Here is a 22,605-nt window from a genome sequence, read left to right on the forward strand (position 1 = left end):
ATTGTAACTGTAGTGATTATCAAGGTTTCGCTGTGAGTGCTCTTCCCACAGCAGTTGTAACGTTAGGGTTTTATGCTTCAACTCTTGATAAATTACCGACCAGTCTGGCACTGGGATCGTTAATTTAGTTTTGACTTTAGTTTTAAGGAACTCTCGATTGAGTTTTGCATCATCCCATTCTTGAGATAGAGGCCAGCTGGTGATCCCCATTTGTGCCGCTCTATTGGCATAACGAGAAACAACTGAGGGTGAAATAGATAAGCTTTTTGCAACCTGACGATGACTAAGTAAACAGCCATATTTTAGTCGCAGTATTTCTTTTAATTTACGCATAGAAATTGGTACCGTAGACATAGTTATTCTCATCATCAAATGAAAAAGAATAACGGTTAAATATACCTACAGAACAGAGAAAAGATTAAAAAACAACCAACAATATCAAGCGTGATATTAAATAACATTTAGAGCGATAGTGATCTCCATGAATGTTATTAGCTGATCTTGATGGATGTTATTGAATGATCTCCATCGATGTTATTAGGTGATCTCCATGGATGTTAATATGCAGTTTATCGGCCTCGACTAAATAAAGAGCTAAACCATTTTGTTTCATCTCTATCATTTGGAATTCGTATTGGCTATATATTCTATTGTGCTCTTTATACACACGCGTGGCGCTCGTTTCAAACACAACTTGTCCAAACTCAACCACATTAAAAGCTAAGTAAACTGGGCAACGATTAATATCAACAATACTTAGTATATTTTCGCTAATACCCAATGCTAGTGCCCAATCCATCGCTAGTTCATTTGGCCGTAACATTGCATTTGTCGGCGATAAGTCAAAGTCTTTAAAAGCAATCGCTAAGTCAAAATCACTGCCCTCAACATCAGTGCCTTGCGCCCTAGAACCATAAAGCCACACGACATCAATATCACTATTTCCTACTGCTAACTGTTTAATCAACGCTAATATTTGTGTTTGGTTTGTCACGGTGACCTATCCTATTTATATTGACCAGCCTTAATCAATGCGTTGCTTATTATGAATCAACATCATTAACAGCGTTGCCATAAACTCATTCGACACATTATCACCCCCTAATGCCAAATTAGCATCAGATATATTTAGTCTTACCCTCAAAACGAAAAATGGCAGCCGAAGCTACCATTTTAAAACCATCACAAATTTTATTACTGTCATGCCCAGTATCAGGCCTTTAGTGTCAGGCCCTCAGCTTCAGAGTGGTAATAACAGCCTACTGATATTGTTTAAGTAACTGAGCAACTGATTCTATAAAGTCTTTGCCTAAATTAGGATCGCGCAAGCCATATTCAACAAACGCATTCATGTAACCTAGTTTGCTGCCACAGTCATGTGACTTACCTGTCATGTGGAACGCTTCAACCGTTTCCACTTTCATCAAGCTAGCAATAGCATCGGTTAACTGAATTTCATCACCAGCACCTGGCGGGGTAAACTCAAGCAAGTCCCAAATTTGGGCTGACAATACATAACGACCAACAACCGCTAAATTAGACGGCGCTTCATCTACCGGTGGCTTTTCAACGACTGCCGTCATTACTTTCGACTCACCAGGCTCTAACGCATGACCACTACAATCTGCAACACCATAATTGCTAACCAGCTCCATTGGCACTGGCTCAACCATAATTTGGCTAGCGCCAGACTCATCAAAACGCTTGAGCATTGCAGCTAAATTCTCAGTTTTTAAATTAGCGGTCGCATCGTCTAAAATCACATCAGGCAATACCACTACAAACGGTGCTTCACCAATAATCGGCCGCGCTTTTAGAACAGCATGGCCAAGCCCTTTCGCCTCGCCTTGGCGCACATGCATAATAGTTACGCCTTTAGGGCAAATCGCTTGAATTTCTTCAAGCAACTGGCGTTTAACGCGGTTTTCTAGGGTTGTTTCTAGCTCAAACGACTTATCAAAGTGGTTTTCAATCGCATTTTTAGATGAATGGGTCACTAACACAATTTCAGTAATACCCGCCGCCACACATTCATTAACAATGTATTGAATAAGCGGCTTATCGACTATCGGGAGCATTTCTTTAGGAATAGCTTTAGTCGCTGGCAACATCCGCGTGCCAAGCCCTGCAACTGGGATAACGGCTTTTGTTATTTTTTTAACTGTCATTAATGAATCCTTCACTCTTACTGACTAAATATCTATTTACACTTAAATTTTATTTAACTCTTTATTTGGCAATGTTATAAAACTTACGGTACCACTGCACAAAGTTTTCGACACCTTGGCTAACACTAATCGCCGGCTTGTGCCCAGTAACAGCAAACAAGTCTTCAACTTCAGCATAAGTCTGGTAAACATCTCCCGCTTGCATCGGCATAAAGTTTTTAATCGCCGACATGCCTAATGAGCTTTCTAATGAATCTATAAACTCCATTAGTTTAACGGGGTTACCATTGCCAATGTTAAATATGCGATAAGGTGCTGAGCTTTGCGCTGGTGAGCCTGACTCAACTTTCCAAGAAGCATCAACAACCGGTACAGTATCTTGCACCCGAATAATACCTTCGACAATATCGTCAATGTAGGTAAAGTCACGGCGCATATCACCATGGTTATACACATCAATTTCTTCGCCAGCTACCATAGCTTTAGTGAATTTAAACAAGGCCATGTCAGGTCGGCCCCATGGGCCATAAACAGTAAAGAACCGTAACCCGGTGGTTGGTAACCCATACAAATGAGAATAGGTGTGCGACATTAGCTCATTCGACTTCTTAGTCGCTGCATAGAGCGAAATGGGATGGTCGATACTGTCTTGGGTCGAAAATGGTGTTTTATTGTTTAAACCATACACAGAGCTTGAAGAGGCATAAACTAAGTGCTCAACCTTATTATGGCGACAGCCTTCTAACACGGTTAAGTGACCAATCAAGTTAGAATCGGCGTAAGCTAACGGGTTATCAATTGAATAACGAACACCTGCTTGCGCAGCCAAGTGAATCACTCGGTTAAATTGTTCATCAGCAAACAACTTAGCCACCCCAGCACGATCAGCTAAATCAAGCTTCACAAACCGAAAAGAACCTGGTGAGCGCTCAGCGCTGTCAGCTAATGTATCTAAGCGCGCCAGCTTTAAGCTGACATCGTAATAATCATTTAAATTATCAAGACCAACAACTTCATGTCCCATCTCGCTAAGACGAGTAGCAACATGAAAACCAATAAAACCGGCCGCACCGGTGACTAAAAATTTCATTTTATTCCTTTAAATCACTTAACAATGAGTTTTCATAACGACTTACCATTACGATGGGTACTAATCTGACCCAAATAAGTCGCGAGTATAAACTTTTTCACTAACATCACTTAACACAACATCCATTCGGTTAGACACTATCACATCAGACATTGCCTTAAATTGCGCTAAATCAGTGAGCACTCGTGAATGGAAAAACTCAGCCTCATTTAATTCAGGCTCAAAAACAACCACCTCAATGCCTTTCGCCTTAATCCGTTTCATTATACCTTGAATTGAAGAGGCTCTAAAATTATCAGAACCTGTCTTCATAATTAAGCGATACACACCGACAATTTTCGGATTACGTTTAATGATAGAGTCAGCGATATGATCTTTACGGGTGCTATTCGCATCAACAATTGCGCTAATTAGCGAATTAGGCACATCTTTATAGTTAGCACGAAGCTGCTTGGTATCTTTTGGTAAACAATAGCCACCGTAGCCAAATGATGGGTTGTTATAATGAGAGCCAATGCGAGGATCTAAACCAACACCTTCAATAATATGTTTGGTGTCTAAACCATGTGTTTCAGCATAAGTATCAAGCTCATTAAAATAAGCAACCCGCATCGCTAAATAAGTATTCGAGAATAGCTTAACAGCCTCGGCTTCAGTTGAATCAGTAAACAAAATATCAATATCTTGTTTAATAGCACCCTGAGCCAATAAATTGGCAAATACTTTAGCTCGCTCAGACTGCTCACCGACAATAATTCTTGAAGGGTGCAAGTTGTCATAAAGTGCCTTACCTTCACGCAAAAACTCGGGTGAAAATATTATATTGTCACAATTGAATTCTTTTTTAATCCGCTCTGTATAACCAACAGGAACAGTTGATTTAATAATCATCACTGCAGCAGGATTAATAGAGATAACATTTTTAATGACAGCTTCAACAGATGATGTATTAAAGTAGTTATTTTCAGGATCATAGTCGGTTGGCGTTGCTATTATAACGAATTCAGCATCTTTATATGCCAGCTGTTTATCCAATGTAGCGGTTAAGTTCAGTGATTTATTGATTAAGAAGTCTTCAATTTCAGCATCGGCAATTGGAGACTGCTTGTTATTTAGCATATCAACCTTTTCAGGCACAATATCAATCGAAAAAACTTCATTATATTGCGCTAAAAGTACTGCATTAGATAGACCTACATAGCCTGTACCAGCGATGGTTATTTTCATTATTGAATAATTCCTACAAAAAGGCACTAATCGAAGTAAGTGCCGAAAAGTTGTTGAATGTTAATAGAAGAGACTATTAGATATAAGCCGTAGTATCATTTTAATATTTAGCTATAATTATGATTTATTTAACTCATTGCAATGCATTAACTACATCTTGTACCGCAGACTTAACTGTAAACTCTTTATGTAATAATGTAGTTGCATTTCTGCCTTTGTTATTACGGTGTTCATTATCTAAATAGGCAATTGACGCATTCAATAAATTTGCATCATCACCATTAATGAATATATCCCCAGCATCATGTTTCATAACAATATCTAGCAGGTCATTACCTAGATTAACACTACCTAATATTGGTAAAGATTCAACCATATAACCAAGTAATTTACCTGGAAAATTATGAGAGGTGTGACTATGCGCTAAAGAAAATAAACCCACATCGACTTCCGATAATAAATGTTTGAATTCAACCTGAGATACTGAAGGTAAATAAGTAAAGTTATCTAGCTCCCAATCTGCAGCAAGTTTATTAATTAACTCAACTTCATCGCCCTGACCAACAAATAAGAAATGCGCCTGTGGATATAATTGCATGTCACGCGCTAAACGCATTAAATTTTCCATATCTTGAGCATGCCCTATATTTCCACCATAAAAATATATCACTTTATTATTAAGATTTAATTTATCCCTATAGTTAAAACTCGCTGCCTTAGAGTCAAATGGGGAAAATTCAGCCCAGTTTCTTAAAACGGTTGTTAGATAAACTTCATCTCTCATATTATTAAACAAGGTAAGATTATTCTGAGACATCAAGCCAATATAGTCAGCGGAATTATAATTTAAAGTCTCAAAAAATCGAAAGTACTTTTCAATAAAAGAGCCTTGCTTTATTAACCCCTCATCAACAGCCCATTGTGGAAATAGGTCCCGTAACACTAGGTAAGATTTACAACTGCAAACCTTTTTAAGTTTTGTAACAAGATGGGAAAAGAAGATTGACGGCGAATAATACACAATCCCATCAAAGTAACCAGGCGTTACCTCTGCTTTAATAGCACTCCATGCACGGGTAGAAAGTAATGTTTCATTTATCGCCCGCTTTACTTTACCAATATCTTTTATTTGTCCGCTTTTAAATTTCCAAACAGTGACACCATCGAACATACTTTTTTCTAGAGATTTTGTTTGATTAACCTCTGGAGTAATAACAACAACATCATGACCGCATTTCACAAGCTCACCGGCCAACTCATGAAACATTTTAGCCCCTACACGAGTACTACCAGGAAGGTAATCATCAATCAATAAAGCTAAACGCATTTAATATTTTTTCCAAACAACTCGATTAATATAATCAGTGTATGAATGTATTATTCGTACAACTTTATCCGACACATTAGGCATAGAGTAATCGGCTACTTGGCGTAATATTCTTTCTTCACCACGACTTTGAGTTTCCAAAATTTGTAGTGCTTGCATAACCCTTTCAGGCTCTAAACCAACCATCATAACTGCAGCTTCTTCCATACCTTCTGGTCGCTCATGAGCTTCACGTATATTAAGTGCAGGAAAATTCAAAATGGATGACTCTTCATTGATTGTTCCACTATCAGAAAGTACCGCTCTAGCTTCTTTTTGCAGCTTCACATAATCTTTAAAGCCAAGTGGTTTTAACAGCTGAATCAGTGGATGAAATTTAATGTTTTTAGCATCAATTCGCTTCTGTGTTCTTGGATGCGTTGAAACTATCACAGGCTCGTTATAGTTTTCTGCAACTGAATTTAAGGTTAAAACTAATTTTTCTAAATTAACATCTGAATCAATATTTTCTTCACGATGAGCGCTGACAACGAAGTATTTTCCAGACGTTAACGCTAATCTAGATAAAACATCTGAAGCATCAATACCCTTGCCGTAATAATTCAAAACTTCAAACATTGGGCTGCCCGTCTTAATCGTGCGATCTGCAGGTAAGCCTTCAGCAAGTAAATATTCACGAGCGATATCACTATAAGTAAGGTTTACATCTGCAGTGTGATCAACGATACGACGATTAATTTCTTCTGGTACACGCATATCAAAACAACGATTACCCGCTTCCATATGGAAGATTGGTATCTTACGACGCTTGGCTGGAATTGCAGCCAAGCAACTATTAGTATCACCTAAAACAAGCAGCGCTTCTGGCTGTTCTTTTTCTAAAACTTCATCAACTGCAATGATGATTTTACCAATTGTTTCTGATGCGTTTTTTCCTGCTGCATTTAAGAAATAATCAGGTTTACGAACACCAAGATCATCAAAAAATATTTGATTTAATTCGTAATCATAATTTTGACCAGTATGAATTAATGTATGCTTACAATGCTCGTCTAACTTAGCCAAAACACGTGATAAACGGATAATTTCAGGACGGGTGCCGACTACACTAACAATATGTAACTTTTTCATTATTAAACCTTAAATGTAACCGTATCTGGATTTTCACGATCAAATATTTCATTTGCCCATAACATCACGACCAACTCATTATCGCCAATATTTGTTACGTCATGCGACCAACCTGGGGCTGTTTCTACAACTTGTGAATCGACACCGTCTACAATCAACTCGTATGATTCACCAGTTGTAATATGCTTAAATTTAAAAGAGGCTTTGCCATTAATAACCAAAAACTTTTCAGTTTTAGAATGATGATAATGACCACCTCTGGTTATCCCTGGGTGCGCAGTGAAAAAAGAAAGTTGCCCAGAATCTTTGGTTTTAAGCATCTCAACAAATGTACCACGCTGATCACTATGGCGAGTCACGGGATAACAGAACTGCTCAGGAGCTAAATAGCTAATATATGTAGAATATAAAGCACGTACAAAGCCCACACCAACTTTAGCAGTGATTAACGAATTGCGACTTTCTTTAAACTCTGTTAATAATGCAGCAACTTCACCTACAGTTGTTTGATAAACGGGAGAAACTGTACTGTAACCATCCACAACACTTGGAGAAGTTAACTGACTAATGAAACTTTTACACACATCATCTATGTAAACAAGGTTAAGCTCTGCTGCGGAGCTGTTTATGGTGATAGGCAAGCCGTTGAGAGTATTAAAACAAAAAGTTGCCACGACTGAATTATAGTTCGGGCGGCACCATTTACCAAACACATTGGGTAAGCGATAAATATATACTGCAGCCCCTGTCAACTGCTGATATTTGAGTAAAGCCTCTTCAGCACCTGCTTTACTGACACCATAAGCATTATCTAAATCAGCTTGAATAGATGAGGTAAATACAATGGGAGTTTTCTTCTTAGCTTTAATTAACAGATCAAGAATTAACTGAGTAAAATCAGTATTGCCTTTCTTAAAATTTGAATTATCTTTAGGCCGGTTAACGCCAGCTAAATGAAAAATAAAATCAGCTCGAGAAACTTTGCTTACAATTTCTTGCTCAGAGTTATCTAAAATTATTGTTGAAATATTCTCATAGCCAGCTTCAGCTAGGAATACCATTAAGTTACGCCCAATAAACCCTGTGGCACCTGTTACTAAAATATTCATTTACACTCCTTCTGGCACACTTACGTTACCAGCCTCAATCTCACGCATAAAATCAAGTTTACGAAGTAACGTTTTCATCCCTTCTACATCTAAACGTTGTGTATTATGTGAATTATAATCTTCTACTTTAGAAAGATCTTTTTCACCTTCCTCTGTATATTGCGCATAATTTAAATCACGGTTATCGGCAGGAACCCGGTAGTATTCACCTTGGTCTTGTGCCACAAACATCTCCTCACGACTGCATAATGCTTCAAACAACTTTTCACCATGTCGAGTGCCAATTATATTAACTTGATGATCCGGTTTATCAATCATCTCAAGAATAGCTTTGGTTAATACCTCAATGGTTGCAGCAGGTGCTTTTTGTACAAAAATGTCACCATTTTCACCATAAGTAAATGCATGCAATACAAGGTCAACAGCATCATCCAGTGTCATCATAAAGCGAGTCATCGACGGATCAGTAATAGTCAGCGGCGTATTTTCGATAATTTGGCGAATAAATAGGGGAATAACACTCCCGCGAGAAGCCATCACATTGCCGTAACGTGTTCCACAAATAACCGTGTTTGTGCCTTCTAAGTTACGGCTTTTAGCAACAATCACTTTTTCCATCATGGCTTTAGAGATACCCATTGCATTTATTGGGTAAACGGCCTTATCAGTACTTAAACAAACTACACGACTTACACCATGAAAAACAGCAGACTCTAAAACGTTTTCAGTGCCTAATACATTAGTTTTAACCGCCTCTAAAGGATAAAATTCACAAGAAGGAACCTGTTTTAATGCTGCGGCATGAAACACATAATCTACTCCACGCATTGCAGTTGAGATACTTTGCGGATCACGCACATCTCCAATATAAAACTTTAATTTCTCATGATTAAAGGCTTTACGCATATCATCTTGTTTTTTCTCATCACGAGAAAAAATGCGTATCTCTTTAATGTCAGTATCTAAAAAACGGCGAAGAACAGCATTACCGAAAGAGCCTGTTCCGCCAGTGATCATTAAAACTTTATTTTCAAACATTATTATTCGCCATAGAATTAGGACCAGTTATCATTATTTTTAGAAAAACAGCACAAAACATATAAAAATCCAATAAAATTAGTTCGTTAGTTTGCTTAGTTTGTACACCATTTCAACAGCAAGATCATCAAAGTAATAACCACTTTGAACCACTCTCTCATAACCTTTAGCTGCAATATTTTCCCTGCCTTGATCGTTCAATAAATAATATTGAAGTTTTTTTAGAAGTTCATCATCATTTTCGAAAAATTCAGCCTCAACTCCTTCTTTAAATAATCGCAGATGTTCTTGCGTTCGCTCCATCAACATAAAACCACCACATGCTGGTATCTCGAATGTACGAGAAGTCTGAGTATCACTATTTACCTTTCTCAAAAATCCTAACGTGATCTTTGATTCAGAAATAGCAGCAGTATAATCATGCCCGGTAAGCTCTCGGAAATGGATGTTTAAATTAGAATGAAATCCTCCTTTATGCCTATCCCACATAGCACCAAAAATATTTATCTTAACTCCATTTAAAGCTAAATAATTTAAAGTACTAAAACGGTCCTTCTCATAACTTCCAATGAAAAGAACATCATAGTTAAAAATCAACCTCTCCGGATTTCGTGGTATATGAAAATATTTATCTGCCCGCTTGTCAATATAAAAAACAGGTTTACTGCAAGTCTTTTCTATAGATCTATAACTTGGTATATTTACACTAAATAATGCATCATAATAGTTTATACCGAAGTGGTAAAAATATGATTTATTATGCCATTTTGACATATTATCACCACTCCAAGAAATTAATTTTGTATTTGGATAGGCTCGTTTTATTTCTCGCAGAGTAGATGGGTAAAGCCTATTACCTTTGAATATAAAAACAACATCGTATGAATTACTAGAAAGTTCATTCAACAACCTGCGGTTAATACCTGATTTATCAAATTCAAGGTTTAGCTTATTTGCAACACGATCAAGAAATGTAATTCGCTCAGAAGATTTTTTACTCCAAATGACAGAAGCTTTAAAATTTCTTACTAAAGCATTGACCAGATAATCTGTCGAAGATTTAGCTTCATGGCGATCCGAAACAATCAGGAAATTCATTTAAACTCTCGCTTAGTTCGACCGAGACGCCCACCAAAAAAGTCCCAAACTCCAAATAAGTACGCTTTAATAAACCCAAAATGAAACGAGTAATTTTTAACCGTGACAAAAAAAAGATATAATGACAACAAAACAACACCATCATTATTTTTACTCTTAAAAAATAACAAATTCCTCGTTTTGTAATACCACCTAACAGCTTGATGATTACCAAAAGTTTTTCCACCTTCATGAAAAACCTTTGAACTCTTAACCATATATGAGGTAATACCTTCAGACTTCAACCTATAACAAAAATCATTTTCTTCAACATACATAAATAAACGCTCATCAAATCTATGTCCTTTAATAAATTTTGTTTTAATAAACATACTAGTACCAATTACAGCATCTACAGGATAAGCCTCGCCTAATAATTCGATATTTTTTGGGGAACCATAGCCTTTAAAGCCAGACATATTAACCGTTCCGGTCACAGTACCATGGTCCTCATAAATAGTTGAACCGAGGATTTTTAAATCATCATTTGCCATGTAGGGTAACAATGCGCTTAATACATTAATATCTAGACTTAAATCATTATTAAGAAGCCAAATGACATCATAATAATCACTTGACTCCGCATAATCTAAAACAATATTATTAGCCGCACCAAAGCCATCATTAGTACTTGCATAAATATGATTACTTCCAATATTAAGATCAGAATTATCATTTACGTAGTTGAAATTTAATAATTGACTAAGCTTTTCTCTAAAATTTTCAAGACCTTCAGTATTACTACTATTATCTACGATAAAAAAATCAATACTATAACCTAAACGATCTATTGTCCGAATAATGTTATTTACAAGGGAAATGGTATCATCATACGAATTGTAATTAACAATACTTACCAAAAGTTTAATCATTAATTTCTCCTATTACCCGAGAATAACTGTCCATCTCTACCATAGTTATAATGCCACGACCGGTAAGATTTATAATTTTAGAACCATTTCTCAATGTATATTTATCCAGATAATGCCACGACAACATCCAACGGCACACGCTGTTCAAAGCTTCCCTAACTCCTACCCAGCTTTGAAATTTCTCAAGATCATCTTTATTTACACCGTACGAGTGAGAGTCAACACCTAAGAGTAAATTTGCAAAGCCGTCGCCATCAACGCCAGTAATATAAATTTGTTTAAAGCCCATATATACTGCTGTAATGATTCCGTTTTCAACTACATTTTTACCTAAACTGCGCTTAGTAAGATCTATTTTAGCTTTAGTATTAAAACGTGTTAACTCCAGACTAAGATCTATCCAAATAATTTTATATTTCACTTTATATTCGACGAACTTTGAATCATTAAACCATTTACTATTCAAAATAAATGTCACATCTGGATTTATTTTCGCAATATCATCAAGGTATGTGATTGGCCATTGACCTGTTGCTAATTTATTATCAACAATTATATGGTAACAAGGTTTTATTACAGCATAATTCTCATCCAAGAATGCTCGATTAACCATAAAAACACATTGATCTTTAAGCCTCGTAATATCTTGTTGTTTTAATGACGGTCCATTACCTAGTACAAAGCAATTTTTTCCTTTATGGATATCTTTAATTTCAGTATTTAACGATAAATGTGAGTGTTGATTTAACAAATACCTTTCAACTAAATACTTCGTATATCTGATCGTATTATTTATCGAATAAAGTAAATCAAACAACATATCTGATATTTTGTCAGTTTTTGTTTTCTTATTCATTATAATTACTCTCTATCATTGTTTGTTATTCCTGAACAACTAGAAATGTTAACTTTCCCTGGCTAATTTAGCTTTCCATGTACTCTCTGCATAAGTAAAGTCATGTGGCCAATCAATATCTATAGAACTCTCTGCATCTTGAATAAACATCGATGGTTTTAAACCTATTCGATCATTTAACGAAATATACTGCTCAATGCTACTCAAAAATACCGAACTATCAATTTCGTAAAGTGGTTGAATTGATTGTGTTCTTGGCCATTTTTCAATATTACGGTCATAGCTTAACGGCTTATCTTTATTCCAAATAAAACCTTTTAACTCTTTGACTGTCATTAGAGAGTCGAAGCCTTGGGTTAAAGCTTCGATATATTGCTGAATAATCGCCTCATAGCCAAACTCATCCAAAAATGGAGACGTCACATGCGTCCAAAGAACATGACCAGTAGTAATTATGCTAGGAACATATTTAATTAGCTCATCAGTACTAGTGCTGCTAGAGCCTAAATGTTCAGGTCTTTCGTCGATGAAAATCCTAGAATCGGTATAAGTAGTTGCAAAATCTAGTACAATTTCATCATTAGATGAGACAACTATTGAATCAACAGTCGACAAGCGGGTTAATTGATCCAATTTTATTTTCAATAAACCACCTTTAACACCAGCAAAGTCTTTCGTATTTTTATTAGGGATACGTTCACTGCCTCTTCGGCATGGGAGGAAAACAGTCATCAACATGTTACCAACTCCTTAATAAGGTAAAGCCTTCGCTCTGCGCTAAAGACTCAAGCTTTTTTTTCTCATTGGAGAAAGGGATAAAACCAATAAAATCAATAGCATTTTCATTTGCTGCTTCATAATCAGATAAAGAATCTCCAATCATCACGGCTCTTCCTGAACTTTGCTGAAGAATCTTAGCCACATTCTCTGATTTCGCAACAGGTGATCCAAAAATATCTTCAAAATATTGCTTTAGATTACGATGTTTGAATACCTGCCGTAACTCCTCTTGGGCAGACCCACTGGCAATATATAGCTTGGCTGAGCAATCTTCGATTACTTGTATGAAACCAGGAGTTAAATTAGCGGTTAAATACAAAGCTTCACACCGCATAGAATAATGACCTAACACATTTTCATATAAATTTTTATCCATTTTACTGATGATATTCTCAATAAAATATTGTATATGATGAAATCGAGACTTACCGAAATTCCCTTTAAAATAGGCACAACATTGCTCTATTTCTTGACAATCAACGTTGGTGAGACTCAAAGATTCACGCATAGCTTGAACTTTGAGATTATTTGAATCTAGGATTACTCCATCGCAATCAAAAATAATTGTATCATAGAGTTCAAAACTTGGGTGCATAGATAGAGCCCTTGTCTATTGGGTAAGATGTTGGTGTTAATGATGTGATTTTTTTGCTGCCTTCTGATAAATAATATAAATTAAAGATATCAACCATTTCTTGCTGCCGGGTATCATTTTCCCCATATCCATCAAAACCCACAACGGAAATTGAATTAACATTCGATTCTAGCAATCCCCCTAAAATATAAGCGCTAGTGATATCATAAGGTGTCACGGTATGAGTTCCATTCATAGATAACTTATTTGGAGTTACCTCCAAGCCGTAATCAATAAGCTTGAGATTTTTTAATTCACTAAGTTCTAAATCAGAGAAGCGACATTTAGGTAAAATGATAGGCTTATCTAATTCCTTGTAATATTTGAAGTCTGAAAGAAATTTAGAATTATGAGAAATAACATAGTAATCAATGAAATCTTCAGAAAGCCATGTTGCAATATTGATTGAAACCACCACTGGTCTATTTTTTTTAATATACAACTCAATATCTTGCGCGTACTTCTCCGTACTTGGAGCATTAGCTACAATTAAAACTTCTTTACCATCAAATAGATTATTAATGGCTGTAGAGCCACTTGGAGCTTTCAGCTTATTATCAGAGAAGCTCAATGCATTATTAAGAACAGCACCATTATATGACGTTGTTCCTTCTAATTTACTTAAATAATCTATCGCACCAATAATTTCATCCGTTCCATAATGAGCGTTAGATAGTAGATTCTGGATATACGTAGGGTGAACATCGTTTTGCGCGCCTAGAAAATATAATAAATTACTGCCCCAACCATGCTTTTTTTGCATCCCTTCGAAAAAGCGAATTACAAGTTCATAAATAGGTTTTGGATTGTATTTAGTTGGCTGCATACACAAAGACGCAAGTAAACTTTCCGTTGCAGTATTGCCGGCACCTCGCCCCATACCTGTTATTGTTGAATCCAACCACTCAACCCCTGCCTCCATCGCATACAGCGTATTATCAAGTCCTCTTCCCATATTATTATGAGTATGAATACCTAGCGGCCCATTCCAATTTGAACGTAAAGCATCAACAATCCGGCCAACTTCTTTTGCTTCCATATTCCCCAAGGAATCTGCAAAATACAGAACATCAAGTTCTATCCAATTTGCTATGTGATTTGCTTTATCTTTAATTTCACTTGTTGCTTTCCCCCCTGCCTGCATTAAATTAAAACCAACTATATACCCGAGTTTTTTAAGACATGCGACGATAGGCCCACACTCCTCGACTTCCTTAAAATGTCCAGCAACTCGAACTAAACTAACTTTACTTTTATCTGCAGGTACAAATAATATATTAATAGCCTCTTCTACAGATAAACCAGACTCTAAAATAGTTTTAGCATCTACCATAACACCATAAGTAGGACCTTCAGGCAAAGCTAACGTATTAAGAAAGTCTTCCGTTGTATAAGCAAAAGCCCCCAAAAAAACCTTTTGAGGGAAATTCCTAAGCCCTAACTCCACATAATCAATGTTTGATTTAGCTACACTATTTAAATACTCTTTAACAACTATTGTGTCAAAATCCCAATTATTATAATAACCGCCATCTCGTAAGGTACAATCTAGAATGCAAGTAGCCATAGTATTTTCTCTAATGTTATATTATTAATTTAAAATGTCATGTTAGGCAAATTCAACTTTGAAGTGCATAACAGAGTTGCTATATCTTCAGTATTAATTGAGCTGGTGTTTAAATTTAGTTTCTTTATTGATCGACCATTGAACTGCACAATTGCACCTTACACTTCTGAACGCGTAACTTTTTATGAAGTCTGCGGATTTCGACCAATATTATCGTAACAGGCCATTGGCGTTTATATATAGATCTAGTTGCCACAAACAATAAGGATTTGTAATAGCCCACGCATTTCAAACTACCAGTAATGTTTTCTTACTAAGAAAACTCTTTATCATTGTCTGCGACACTCGTTAGCACACCTGAATGGTTTTGATAAAGCAAGGCTTGCTACTGAGACTGATCTTGTCATGCATACGTCACGATTAAAAAACTAATTTTCGTTCTAAAATAGTAAGAAAATTCATTGTTCAACTTCAGTTCACATCCCAGAAATAATGCGAACTAGGGAAGACAATCAACTTATTGGTCGAATCAAGTATTTCAGGTTAGAAAACGGCTGTTTTTTTGTTACCGCAATTTAATGCTCGATTTGCGTGATAATGGCGAAAACTGTAGTAAAAATTGAATATACAAAATCATGAAAGCCGCTAAAATGAGGGCAATTAAAGGCTACAAACGCAGAGCTAGTTTTGGTGGCAGTTCTGTTAATTTTACAGCACCACACACACTAAACTGTCAATTTAATGTGAACTACCCCAGTAAAGTTTGGGTGACTGACTTTACCTACAGTGTGCACGCATCAAAATTGGCTGTACCTGACTGTAGTCATTGATTTGTTTTCACGCAAAGTTGTTGGTTGGTCAATGAAAAACACACCTAAAGCTGATCTTGTGATTGATGCACTTTTAATGGTTGTTTGGCGGCGTCAGCCGACAGAAAAGGTCATAGTGCATTCTGATCAAGGTGTGCAATATACCAGCTCAGATTACCGCTGTTTCTTTAAGGAACATAATTTAGAAGCTAGCATGAGCCATCATGGTAATTGCCATGACAATGCCGTTGCTGAGAGCTTATTCTCACTACTAAAAAAGGATCGGGTTAAACGTAAAATCTATAAGACTAGGGATGATGCTCGATCAGAGATATTTAATTATATTGAAAACTTCTACAACCCTCAGCGTCATCATGGTACTAATAACGGACTGTCTCCAATGGAGTTCGAAAAAGCAGTATTACGAGAACCTAGAAGTATCTAGTAAACTCCTGGCGTACCACTTACTATTTGTGATTCAAGTTAAGTCTATTTAATTCGATGATAATTTATCTTTTAACATTTATTCGACTATTGCTATAATTTAATCAGTTACAAAATCCACCAATTCAGAAACCTGATCTTCAACTAATGACTTAGCTGCAATATAATTATCTGCATTCTGTATCATATCAATCATTTTTTCAGCTAGGTCGTATTTATCTAGATGATCGAAAACCATAGAAGGTTCAACAACCTGGTATACATAAGCGATGTTTGGGGCTAATATCTTCAATCCAACTTGTGCGGCTTCTATAAGAGGCAACCCAAATGTCTCTTTCTCTGAAGGAAACACAAGAACTTCAGATTTATTATAAAGATCACAAACTTTGCTCTTAGGCAATATACCATAATTAACAATTTCAAGTGAGCCTTGAGAGTTTATAGTATTAATCTTTGAAACAAGATCATCCCGGGTTTTTTCGATGGTAAGAGCAATAGAGCAATAAACTCCTTTACGGGACATTATATCTAGTGCATCTAAGAGAAGTTCGTGATTCTTATGAGCATGAGCAAGTGAAATATAACAAAAATCGTACTTTTTGTTAGTATCTTTACCTTCACAACGTCTAAAAAATGGAGTTACTTTAGCATTTACATTACCATAGAGTTTTTGGAAATTATTTTTCATTAACTGATTCTGACAAACGAAAAAATCAACATTCCTAAGAAAAGTGTGAATATATAGTTGCTGAAGACTATATTTAATAAACATCTTAAATCCTGATTTATATAATTTACTAAGATTTAAAACCAAATAGGGATTATGCATATAAACAAGAGATTTTCTTGACTTCACTAAAGGGGGAAGATTTCCAAAATATATGGCATTATCGATCTTTTTACCAAAAAGTAAAATTTTCTTTATTACAGAAGAAAAATAAACAACTTTTAGGTTTTCTTTATCTACAAAATGTTCTAATGAATGATCTATAAAAAGATTAACTTTTATATTTTTTCTATGTAAAAGTAAATAATCAACTAGATACTCTAGTAACTCTTTTCCTCCTCCATTTTTAATATTTGGAGCAATTATATTAATAATGTTCATTTAAAAAAAACCTCAAAATCAAGTAAATTATTCCTAAAGTACTAATTTAAGAAAATAATAAAAGCCGTACAAAAATAAATTAGAAAACTAATCATCCTTGGCTTATAAATTAATATTAAGTGTGGAACCAACACCAATAAACCGAGCCTATTTAATCCAATTACCGCCGAATATTCATGGAAAGATTACGAAGCCCCTTGCCCGGTAAGAACTTGAGATAAGTAACTTTCACTCCGGTTCGCTCGTTTCTGTTTTCTTTTGATGCCGCCACTAAAACTTTTCTGCATTTAGTAGATTCAATGCGACGTGTCGAACTTTCGCGAAGTTTTCCGCCGCATCGCCTCGTCTAATTCTGCATGCATTCTCTCGGAATGCTGTATCTAATTTCCAATGAAGTTTTACTTCAATCGACCAGTGCTCTCGTATCGCATGAGCAAAGTCTTTTGCACTGAGCTTCGCTGAACTAATGTAATACCGAATTGACGCGCTGACTGCGGGTTTACCATCTTCTTGACGAAATAATACGGCATAACCCAGCGTCTTTAAACTCGGCCACTCAAACGCTAAATCACCAAGCCCATCAATGTCATGGTTGACTTTGTGTAATCTTGTCTCTAAACGACCGCGAGATATTTCTTGCGTCGCGTAGGTATTATCTAGCGAATCTTGCAGATCCTTTAGGTCAAAAATATTATCAAAGTCTTGTTCTAAGCGCTTTTGGTTACCTTTTACCGTTAACAAATAATCAGCTTCACATTCTAATATCTTGGTCGCTATTTTCTTCTGGCAACCCATTGCATCAATGGTAACTAAGCATCCCCGTATATCCAATAGCTTTAATAGTTCTGGGATAGCCGTGATCTCATTTGACTTCTCTTGTGTTTTTATTTGTCCTAATACAGCTTCATTTGCTGCCGAGAACGCACTGACCATATGAATTGCACCACGCTTTTTACTCTTATCATATGAACCCCCGTTTTAGCATTAAAAGCATCGCCTTTTGTTGCTGTATGGTAATCTTTCATCTATGCAATGAAACACGTTTGAAACTGTTTAGGGTTAATCATACTAATCATTCGAGCAATAGTATCATGAACTGGAACACCATTCTCAAAGTCACCGTACTGTTTCAGCCATTCTAATTTATCACGACCAAAATCTTCAATTTATTCCCAGCTTTCAGCGATGGCTAAAAAGATAATGTCTGATAGTTTATGCGCTACTTTCCAGTTCTGCCGAGGGTCCTTAATGATTAATATATGGTCCACTAAGGTTAATCTGTTCATATGCTTATCTTCAACTTAAAGAGAAGAATATGATCAAATCCAATACTGATCGTCAAATTATACTTTCAAAAGAAGCTGGATTTTATCTAAAAACCAAAAATTAAACAAACTGATTGCTCTTCAATGACTAAATACGATTGAATTTTCATTGCAGCAAGAGAGGGGAGGATACTTGATGCATGATTTATTACTAGTAATTTAAATGTTGATATGAATTTACATTCGGCGCCAAGATTGAAAAATTACGATCACACATAAATGTCTACCTTCCAAAGAGTCAGCTAATCAACCTAATTCTACAAATAAACTTAACTACAAGCGAGTACAGAACAAGCAACAAAAATGTTCTAAGTAACTGAAGAATCCATGATGCAAACGTATACTCATAAACTATAAAATAAAAAAGTGATGAAGAAACAAAAACGAATGCAAACGCCTTATATGAACTATTAAAAAAAGAACGATATAGAAGCTTAAGAAATAATCCATAGAAAAACATTCCTATTACCACTCCTAATACTCCATAGTTCAGATAGAGGTCACCGGGTATAAATAGCGCAGTGCTTTGATACCCCGTTAAAGCTAGGTCCGGATTCCATAATGTTTCTGTAAACCACTGTCCCATAGATGTATCTGGTTTGTCGTGCAAAATAAACCTTGGAACAAGGCCAGATAACAACAAATAAAACATATAACCGTATGAATATTCTATTTTCTCATTATCAATAGCACTAATTATAACGGCTAGAGAGTCGATACCATGGAATCTATCAGATAGCCTTATAAGTACATGATAAATATCAAGGCGAGATAAAATTTCACTAAAGACATGCAGATTTGCTAGCACATCTGAAAAGGAAAGCCCTAATGTAATAGCTGCACGCGCGAACTCTTTAATGAAATAACTTACAAACAAAAACAAAGTAGCGGTAACCCCAAAGAGAACTATTCGGCTTGGTGATATTCGAAACCTTTTAATTTTTATCAGGCCGAAAAATTCCGACCAAAAATAAACAACAAGAAAAGCCAGAAATATATTAATCAAGCCAAGAGCTCCACCAGATATAACTGCTATAGCTACTTTAGATACAACAGTGAAAACAAAAAGTTTAGTGTATATCGAGTATTGGAAATAGAGGTAAACTATGAAAAAAAAAGAGAATTCAAATACAGTTTTGATGAGGCTTACAATATAGGGCAGACCAAAAGATGTTCTCTCGCCAACAGAAAACTCACCCGCGTAATGAGTCATCCCATTAAGCAATTTGTAAAATGTAATAGAGAGCCAAACTGCATACATAATAAAATTAATCGAAAATAGTTTTTGAGGTGCAATACTATCTAGTCGGACACCGATTTTATAGGCAACATTGGTTCTTAATCTTAATAACTTATAGCCGCAAAACATCGCCACAAATCCAACATTAAAAACTCCTAACGCATACGCTACGTAATATTCATTAAAATGGTGAGCATCGAACGAAGGTTTCATTAAATCAATATTTAAATAAATCATGCTGGAGCGGAATATGTAATAAAAGAAATAAGCGCTGGCGATTAATATAAATGGAGATAGGAATTTTGTTGTACGTAGTTCAACGAACAACAAAAAGAAATATAACAAAAATCCGAATCCGAGCATTGTTAAGTACATGAAAGACTTCTTTTTATGTAGATAAATTGTATTACTAGAATAATCAAATACGCAGTTATTGTTGATACTGCAGCGGCAATTATGCCGTAGTCCTGTATAAATATATTACCAATCAAATTAGTTACGAATGCTATTGCATAAATCATCACTAAAACCTTCAATTTTTTCAAAAGAGTCAAATACATTGACAAAGCTGTTTGTAAAACAGTTAAAAAAACTGACGCCATCAAAATATATAATGTTAACAAATTCGTTTGATTATCCAGTACTTCCGATTCGATAAATATGGTCCAGATAAATTGTGGCATTATCACCGCAATTAAACCGAACACAATAAATGTAACAGTTAAAATAATTAACGATTGCTTTAAATAACGCAATGCCTTGTACTTATTTTCCTCATAATCTCGTAATACTTGTGGATTTACATAAGTGCTATATATCTGCCCGATAACAGTACCTAGGCCAGCTACTGTCGCTAATATAGAGTAAATAGCTACTTCACGAGACGTCAAATAATAATCTATAAAATATCGATCCGAAAATGTAATTCCCCAACTAAAGAAACTAACAAATAGCATTGGATATGCAAAAACTAAGTAACGCCTCAAATTACCCAGATTAATATAAAACTTAAAGTTCACTCCTCGAAGAAACCTCCTCAAAACCACTACCGATAGAATATATCCAAGTACAATCCCAAATAGTAACGATTCGAGGCTTCCATAAATGCTGTAAACAATAATTGGAATTATAAATTTCGCTGCTGCCTCTAAGATTTGCAGTGTCAGATAGCGTAGCCTTTCCATATTTAAAAGAAATAGTTGCCGGTTTAAAGAAAAATAACTTAGAAGCCAGAAATACACTACAACCGACGCCATTACATTAAAATCAAATCTAGTAAAAAAGAACCCATATAAAGCGACAAGCACCACGCTAAATAGATTAATAAAGATAACTAATGTTTGAAATTCACTAATAAATTCGTGTTTATTTTCCGCTGAGTTATAGAATCTTTTATACGCTTGTGTAGGAATTTGTAATAAGACATATGATAAGGCAACGATTAAACTCTGCAATAATACGAATTCACCATATATCATCTTGTCAATTGAGTAAGATACATAACGTATATAAATCAACTGCATAACCATCGGAAAAATAACAGTAAGAACTGTTATTTGGAACGATTTAGTAAAAACTTTCACAATATCACTCTTAATTTTTATCAATAATCATTCTTAGATTTTCGTAATACCGTTCTCCATAATCCGCCCATGTATAACCCGCTTTAACTCTTTCTTTAGCGTTATTACCCATTTCGTCTCGGATTATAGGGTTTTTATACAAATACGTTATCTTATCCTTTATCGCGTTCACATCCCTTATCGGAATAACAAAACCCTCTTTGCCTTGTTCCGTTATTAAATCATCCCCTCCCGTATTCGTTGTACAAATTAACGGCAGACCACAAGCCATTGCTTGTAACTGAACTAAGGCAAGACCGTCTTGAATGGAAGGCATAACAAATACGCTACCTTGAGAGTAAAGCTCATACAATTCATTCTGGGGATAGCTTCCCTTATAGATAATTTTTTCAGATTCATACTTTTTGATAAACACATCCATTTCATCAAGTACATTTCCAATATGCCAGAATTCTAGATTATCTAAATTTAATTCATGAATAGCTTTTAATAAATAGTGGCTGCCTTTTTGGAGAGACAAAGCACCGCAAAATATCACTCTAAAAACATCATCAGTTTTTTTTACAGGCCTAAAAGCACTCAAATCCACACCATACGGATTAACGATCAACTTACACTCAGGAACACCATTCTCTAAAAAGGAGCGCTTAACAAAAGATGAAGGTATCGCTATATAATCTGCCATCTCAATCGATTTTAGTTGCCAGCTTATATTTTCCTCTGAGTCCAATTTAGGAATAAGCCCTTGTGCAGTATATTCGTCTTGTAATATCTTCTGTACATACCTGGGATGGGTAGACCCAATCTCTAAAATAATTGTTTGTCCGTACGATTTTGATTTTCTCATTGAGTCATACGCATAACCACCCCATGATATATATATATCGTTGTCACTAGATAGACTCTTGGCAATTTTTTTGTCATATATTTTCTTTAAGAAAATACTATCAGGAAATAATTTTTTAAAAAACTTTCTTCTCAGTCTGTTTAATATTTCTAGAGTGGGATAACAAGTCAGACTCCCCTCCTGAATCTGATATTTACTGACAAAAAATTCAGGATAAGTGGTGTAGAATTGATTTATTATATTTTTTTTCGACAACTCTTCAGCAGTATTAAATATATGAAATCGTCCAAATACTGATAATGCAATTTTCATA

General features: G+C 35.5%; 19 protein-coding genes and 2 pseudogenes. 1 reads left to right on the forward strand and 20 read right to left on the reverse strand.

The window, feature by feature from the left end:
• The 15 genes from HRU23_08320 to HRU23_08390 all read right to left on the reverse strand — a co-directional run.
• A partial coding sequence (locus HRU23_08320; protein NRA54134.1) for an IS21 family transposase occupies positions 1–354 on the reverse strand: 354 nt, incomplete at its 3' end.
• A 157-nt stretch (positions 355–511) separates the two neighbouring features.
• Positions 512–994 carry a nucleotidyltransferase domain-containing protein gene (locus HRU23_08325; GenBank protein ID NRA54135.1) on the reverse strand — a complete coding sequence of 161 codons (483 nt, stop codon included), beginning with the start codon at positions 992–994 and terminating at the stop codon, positions 512–514.
• 265 nt (positions 995–1,259) lie between these two features.
• On the reverse strand, positions 1,260–2,168 hold the full coding sequence (galU, locus tag HRU23_08330; GenBank protein NRA54136.1) for a UTP--glucose-1-phosphate uridylyltransferase GalU: 909 nt from the start codon (positions 2,166–2,168) through the stop codon (positions 1,260–1,262).
• Positions 2,169–2,229: 61 nt separating this feature from the next.
• On the reverse strand, positions 2,230–3,258 hold the full coding sequence (locus HRU23_08335; GenBank protein ID NRA54137.1) for an NAD-dependent epimerase: 1,029 nt from the start codon (positions 3,256–3,258) through the stop codon (positions 2,230–2,232).
• Positions 3,259–3,318: 60 nt separating this feature from the next.
• Positions 3,319–4,485 carry a nucleotide sugar dehydrogenase gene (locus HRU23_08340; protein NRA54138.1) on the reverse strand — a complete coding sequence of 389 codons (1,167 nt, stop codon included), beginning with the start codon at positions 4,483–4,485 and terminating at the stop codon, positions 3,319–3,321.
• 133 nt (positions 4,486–4,618) lie between these two features.
• Positions 4,619–5,812 (reverse strand): glycosyltransferase family 4 protein, encoded by a 1,194-nt coding sequence (locus tag HRU23_08345; GenBank protein ID NRA54139.1) that lies wholly within the window; start codon positions 5,810–5,812, stop codon positions 4,619–4,621.
• A complete protein-coding gene (gene wecB, locus HRU23_08350; GenBank protein ID NRA54140.1) occupies positions 5,813–6,943 on the reverse strand; it encodes a UDP-N-acetylglucosamine 2-epimerase (non-hydrolyzing) in 1,131 nt (376 codons plus the stop codon).
• A 2-nt stretch (positions 6,944–6,945) separates the two neighbouring features.
• Positions 6,946–8,052 carry an SDR family oxidoreductase gene (locus HRU23_08355; protein NRA54141.1) on the reverse strand — a complete coding sequence of 369 codons (1,107 nt, stop codon included), beginning with the start codon at positions 8,050–8,052 and terminating at the stop codon, positions 6,946–6,948.
• Positions 8,053–9,090: a polysaccharide biosynthesis protein gene (locus HRU23_08360; protein ID NRA54142.1), complete on the reverse strand. Its 1,038-nt coding sequence runs from the start codon at positions 9,088–9,090 to the stop codon at positions 8,053–8,055.
• Positions 9,091–9,168: 78 nt separating this feature from the next.
• Positions 9,169–10,188 (reverse strand): glycosyltransferase, encoded by a 1,020-nt coding sequence (locus tag HRU23_08365; GenBank protein NRA54143.1) that lies wholly within the window; start codon positions 10,186–10,188, stop codon positions 9,169–9,171.
• On the reverse strand, positions 10,185–11,099 hold the full coding sequence (locus HRU23_08370) for a glycosyltransferase family 2 protein (GenBank protein NRA54144.1): 915 nt from the start codon (positions 11,097–11,099) through the stop codon (positions 10,185–10,187). The genes HRU23_08365 and HRU23_08370 overlap by 4 nt, the downstream gene beginning before the upstream one ends.
• Complete coding sequence (locus tag HRU23_08375) at positions 11,092–11,955, reverse strand: DUF115 domain-containing protein (GenBank protein NRA54145.1); 864 nt, start codon at positions 11,953–11,955, stop codon at positions 11,092–11,094. The genes HRU23_08370 and HRU23_08375 overlap by 8 nt, the downstream gene beginning before the upstream one ends.
• A 48-nt stretch (positions 11,956–12,003) precedes the next feature.
• Entirely contained in the window at positions 12,004–12,693 is a 690-nt protein-coding gene (locus HRU23_08380) for an acylneuraminate cytidylyltransferase family protein (GenBank protein NRA54146.1), read from the reverse strand.
• A gap of 1 nt (position 12,694) precedes the next feature.
• The gene (locus HRU23_08385; GenBank protein NRA54147.1) at positions 12,695–13,330 is read right to left on the reverse strand and encodes an HAD family hydrolase; all 636 of its coding nucleotides are present in this window, start codon (positions 13,328–13,330) and stop codon (positions 12,695–12,697) included.
• Complete coding sequence (locus HRU23_08390; protein ID NRA54148.1) at positions 13,314–14,936, reverse strand: pyruvate carboxyltransferase; 1,623 nt, start codon at positions 14,934–14,936, stop codon at positions 13,314–13,316. Before HRU23_08390 ends, HRU23_08385 begins: the two co-directional genes overlap by 17 nt.
• A 504-nt stretch (positions 14,937–15,440) precedes the next feature.
• Here HRU23_08390 and HRU23_08395 point away from each other — a divergent pair.
• Positions 15,441–16,242: pseudogene (locus HRU23_08395) on the forward strand (IS3 family transposase).
• 47 nt (positions 16,243–16,289) lie between these two features.
• Here the strand turns inward: HRU23_08395 and HRU23_08400 are convergent.
• The 5 genes and pseudogenes from HRU23_08400 to HRU23_08420 all read right to left on the reverse strand — a co-directional run bounded on the left by HRU23_08400 (position 16,290) and on the right by HRU23_08420 (position 22,604).
• On the reverse strand, positions 16,290–17,297 hold the full coding sequence (locus tag HRU23_08400) for a glycosyltransferase (protein ID NRA54149.1): 1,008 nt from the start codon (positions 17,295–17,297) through the stop codon (positions 16,290–16,292).
• A 185-nt stretch (positions 17,298–17,482) separates the two neighbouring features.
• Positions 17,483–18,583, reverse strand: a pseudogene (locus tag HRU23_08405) (ISAs1 family transposase).
• 277 nt (positions 18,584–18,860) lie between these two features.
• Positions 18,861–20,237: an oligosaccharide repeat unit polymerase gene (locus HRU23_08410; protein NRA54150.1), complete on the reverse strand. Its 1,377-nt coding sequence runs from the start codon at positions 20,235–20,237 to the stop codon at positions 18,861–18,863.
• Positions 20,228–21,445, reverse strand: a complete 1,218-nt coding sequence (locus HRU23_08415; GenBank protein ID NRA54151.1) for a polysaccharide biosynthesis C-terminal domain-containing protein — start codon at positions 21,443–21,445, stop codon at positions 20,228–20,230. Before HRU23_08415 ends, HRU23_08410 begins: the two co-directional genes overlap by 10 nt.
• 10 nt (positions 21,446–21,455) lie before the next feature.
• A complete protein-coding gene (locus HRU23_08420) occupies positions 21,456–22,604 on the reverse strand; it encodes a glycosyltransferase family 4 protein (GenBank protein NRA54152.1) in 1,149 nt (382 codons plus the stop codon).
• Position 22,605: the final 1 nt, after the last annotated feature.

Source organism: Gammaproteobacteria bacterium, assembly GCA_013214945.1.
Classification (GTDB): Bacteria; Pseudomonadota; Gammaproteobacteria; order Enterobacterales; family Psychrobiaceae; genus Psychrobium.

What these genes read in the sequence shown, in the direction of transcription:
- galU (NRA54136.1), bottom strand. Translation starts at nt 2,168, where the DNA reads ATGACAGTTAAAAAAATAACAAAAGCCGTTATCCCAGTTGCAGGGCTT.
- HRU23_08335 (NRA54137.1), bottom strand. Translation starts at nt 3,258, where the DNA reads ATGAAATTTTTAGTCACCGGTGCGGCCGGTTTTATTGGTTTTCATGTT.
- HRU23_08340 (NRA54138.1), bottom strand. Translation starts at nt 4,485, where the DNA reads ATGAAAATAACCATCGCTGGTACAGGCTATGTAGGTCTATCTAATGCA.
- HRU23_08345 (NRA54139.1), bottom strand. Translation starts at nt 5,812, where the DNA reads ATGCGTTTAGCTTTATTGATTGATGATTACCTTCCTGGTAGTACTCGT.
- wecB (NRA54140.1), bottom strand. Translation starts at nt 6,943, where the DNA reads ATGAAAAAGTTACATATTGTTAGTGTAGTCGGCACCCGTCCTGAAATT.
- HRU23_08355 (NRA54141.1), bottom strand. Translation starts at nt 8,052, where the DNA reads ATGAATATTTTAGTAACAGGTGCCACAGGGTTTATTGGGCGTAACTTA.
- HRU23_08360 (NRA54142.1), bottom strand. Translation starts at nt 9,090, where the DNA reads ATGTTTGAAAATAAAGTTTTAATGATCACTGGCGGAACAGGCTCTTTC.
- HRU23_08365 (NRA54143.1), bottom strand. Translation starts at nt 10,188, where the DNA reads ATGAATTTCCTGATTGTTTCGGATCGCCATGAAGCTAAATCTTCGACA.
- HRU23_08370 (NRA54144.1), bottom strand. Translation starts at nt 11,099, where the DNA reads ATGATTAAACTTTTGGTAAGTATTGTTAATTACAATTCGTATGATGAT.
- HRU23_08375 (NRA54145.1), bottom strand. Translation starts at nt 11,955, where the DNA reads ATGAATAAGAAAACAAAAACTGACAAAATATCAGATATGTTGTTTGAT.
- HRU23_08380 (NRA54146.1), bottom strand. Translation starts at nt 12,693, where the DNA reads ATGTTGATGACTGTTTTCCTCCCATGCCGAAGAGGCAGTGAACGTATC.
- HRU23_08385 (NRA54147.1), bottom strand. Translation starts at nt 13,330, where the DNA reads ATGCACCCAAGTTTTGAACTCTATGATACAATTATTTTTGATTGCGAT.
- HRU23_08390 (NRA54148.1), bottom strand. Translation starts at nt 14,936, where the DNA reads ATGGCTACTTGCATTCTAGATTGTACCTTACGAGATGGCGGTTATTAT.
- HRU23_08400 (NRA54149.1), bottom strand. Translation starts at nt 17,297, where the DNA reads ATGAACATTATTAATATAATTGCTCCAAATATTAAAAATGGAGGAGGA.
- HRU23_08410 (NRA54150.1), bottom strand. Translation starts at nt 20,237, where the DNA reads ATGTACTTAACAATGCTCGGATTCGGATTTTTGTTATATTTCTTTTTG.
- HRU23_08420 (NRA54152.1), bottom strand. Translation starts at nt 22,604, where the DNA reads ATGAAAATTGCATTATCAGTATTTGGACGATTTCATATATTTAATACT.